This window comes from Paenibacillus lignilyticus (genome assembly GCF_017942085.1).
Lineage (GTDB): Bacteria > Bacillota > Bacilli > Paenibacillales > Paenibacillaceae > Paenibacillus_Z > Paenibacillus_Z lignilyticus.
Genome location: NZ_JAGKSP010000066.1, coordinates 1 through 522 on the forward strand (window position 1 = coordinate 1; position 522 = coordinate 522).

Sequence of the window (522 nt, forward strand, 5' to 3'; positions counted from 1 at the left end):
TTCCTGTAAAACGAATAATTTGGCGTTTGAACAAAAACGAGCGCCTCGGTACGATGGGGTTACGCACGAGGTCAAAAGCCTCAAAAAGCCCATCAGGAGGTCGCTCTACTATGAAGTTTAAGTCACAGGACAAGCAAAATCAACTCATTGAAAACATTACCGTTTCTCATCTTGTCGTCGGTGTAGATATCGCCCAGGAAGTTCATGTGGCTCGCGCTGTTAGCTTTCGTGGCATTGCTTTGGGAACTCCGCTCGAGTTCGGTAACCATCGTGAAGGATTCAAGCTATTCGAACGTTGGATCCAAGTTCTGCTCCAAAACTACAAACTGAGCAACGTCATAGTTGGAATGGAACCTACAGGCCATTACTGGTTCAGCCTAGCACGTTGTCTTGTCGATCAAGGTATTGAAGTTGTTCTGGTTAATCCTCATCTTGTCAAAAAGAACAAGGAAAACCGGGACAATACACCTTCAAAGAGTGACCGTAAGGATGCCCTTGTCATTGCAGATATGATCAAAAACG

General features: G+C 45.0%; 1 protein-coding gene. It reads left to right on the forward strand.

The genetic code is table 11. The annotated features are described in order from the left end of the window. Window positions 1-110: 110 nt before the first annotated feature. Window positions 111-522, forward strand: a 412-nt coding sequence (locus I8J30_RS32725; RefSeq protein WP_210664510.1) for an IS110 family transposase, incomplete at its 3' end; no start/stop codon positions are given.